Annotated in this window: 1 protein-coding gene; it reads right to left on the bottom strand. The window is 62.9% G+C overall.

Annotated elements, in window-relative coordinates; genetic code table 11:
• Positions 1–109: 109 nt before the first annotated feature.
• The gene (locus C8P69_RS23335; RefSeq protein WP_146167458.1) at positions 110–1,414 is read right to left on the bottom strand and encodes a phage integrase SAM-like domain-containing protein; all 1,305 of its coding nucleotides are present in this window, start codon (positions 1,412–1,414) and stop codon (positions 110–112) included.
• Positions 1,415–2,213 lie beyond the last annotated feature (799 nt).

A 2,213-nucleotide genomic window follows, 5' to 3' on the forward strand; every position in this document is an offset into this window, starting at 1 on the left:
TGTTATCCGCGGCCTCTCCTCCCCTGCCGGTAAATCGCCGAGGCTTCCGCTGGCACCGGTGCGGGTGGGCAAAGGGTGAGAACCAGCCTCACTGTCGCAGGATCCGCCGTCACATCGGAGGACGGATCTTCTCGAGATTCCGCGCCATCACCTCCAGCGAGACCGCCCCATACCGCCGCGACGCATTGGCATGGGCATGGCCGACGATCGCGTCGGCGATCTTCTCGGGGATGCCGGCGATGAAGGCCTGCTCCTTGAACCAGTGCCGCCAGGCATGGTTCGGGTCTTTGCGATGCTCGCGGCCGATCTCGAGCTCCAGGTCGTGCAACCATTGCGTCAGGCGGCGCAACGTTGAGCGGGCAGGATTATAGGGGGACGTCGCCGCGGGATCGGCCCCCCTCCTCCGTCCCTCCACGAACAGGCGCTCGCGCCCGCAATCCCTGACGAAGGCCAGGAAGCCGCGCTGCAGGATGGCCGGATGGATGGGCACCAGACGTTCCGAGGCCGCCGTCTTGATGGGTCCGGCCTCCCGGGTGATCCTCAGGCACCAGATGCCCTCGACGTTCTGGACATCGCGGGCCCGAAGGTTGGCGATGGTCGCGACGCGGCTGCCGGTGAGCGCGGTGAGCCAGGGGATCCAGCGGAAGGCCGGCACGGTCTCCCTGTCGGCTGCCGCAAGAATCTGGCGTGCTTCGTCGGCATTGAAGGCCAGCATGCCCCGACCAACGGCCAGCCGGTCCACCCGAAACTTCACGCCGGTGACCGGATTTGCCGGCACGTGGCCATTCTCGACGGCATAGTGGAACAGCGCCCTGAGGGCCGCGAAGTCGGCGTGGCGGGCGGTGCGCAGCTTGCGGCCGCTGGCGAGAAGGTGGTCGCGATAATCGCGGAGATGCTGGGAGGTGATCGCTGCCGGTGGTACCTGGCCGACGAACGCGGCGAAGCGGCTGACCAGAAGGCGCCAATAGGGCGGGGTCGTCGGAGCGCCACCGGCGCGCAGGTGATGCGCCGCCCAGGCCTCGAACAGATCCATGAGCGACGGCGACGGGTGAGGATCAGGCTCGCCCGGGGCCGCGCAGGTCTCTTCCGCCGCTGCTCTGCTGCCGCCGGTGAGCCCTAAGCCGGCCTTGCGCACCACGATGGGCTGCGCCCCGACGGTCTCCCACCCCGTGACAGCCTGCATGATGCTCGCAGCCACCGCGTTGGCGATCTTTTCCGCTTCCACAAAGGAATGGCTGGCAAGCGGAACGGTCACTTCATCGTCCAGCTGAATGGTGAACTCGAACAAGCGAAACGGCACAGTAATGGTGCTGCCCCGATACCGGGAAAGAACATCATCGGGCAGTGGAATCCTGACCTTGATCCGCCCCTCAGCGTCTACGCTGACAACCATGTCGTTCATCGACGACGGCATTCCTACAGTCCCTAGTCTCCTTAGTCCGAGTTACCCGACTTTTGCTCAGGAGGACAAGTGCGGTCACTCGTAACCAGGGTCTCTGTTGGCAGAGATGTTCATTTCTTGATGATCTTGTCTATCCGTCGCAATGATATAGACCGACAAGCTGGTGAGTAATAATCATACATGATTTCATAATTCTCGAAAGCGACAATATTGGTATCTATATTTATTCCTATGATCTGAAATGGCCCAATATTTATAAATTGTATGATGGAAAACGAGTATGAGGAGCGTTTTAAAAAGGCTCATTTCGCGTCTCACGTGTATTTACATGTGAGGCTGCATACAACCGAATGCGGTTTTGGGCGCTGGCCACACGCACGGCCTGCATATTCGCGCCTCCCTGATGCCCCAGTTCTAGGAAAAAAAGCTGGCACGGATCGTTTCGCCGCCAACGCGCATCGGGGCGGGCTCAATGGGCCTGACGGCGCTCCTTGCCCGTCATCCGGGGAGGTGGGGTGATCCGAGCCCCTCTCTGCAGCAATCCAGAGGACAGCCGATGCGGCCGAACGAGCCGCCCCTCTGCCACAGGCCTGCAGCCAATGGCAGCGCGCTTGGGTCTGCCGAGATGGAGAAGCCTGCCGGTTCCATGCCGTCTCCAAGGCGCGAAGGCTGCAGGAGATGGCTGGCCATCGGCCGTCAGATCAGCCGCCGGGTGTAGGGGCCACCCGATTGTCCAGGCCCGGCGTTTCGCGTCCGTTCCGCCGGACACGCTCCGCGAGGCAACGGCAGGGGAGGGGCGGTCCCGCATAAC

The organism is Phreatobacter oligotrophus (genome assembly GCF_003046185.1).
Classification (GTDB): Bacteria; Pseudomonadota; Alphaproteobacteria; order Rhizobiales; family Phreatobacteraceae; genus Phreatobacter; species Phreatobacter oligotrophus.

Excerpts from the sequence above, each read along its gene's own strand:
- C8P69_RS23335 (WP_146167458.1), bottom strand. The coding sequence starts at position 1,414 with ATGCCGTCGTCGATGAACGACATGGTTGTCAGCGTAGACGCTGAGGGG.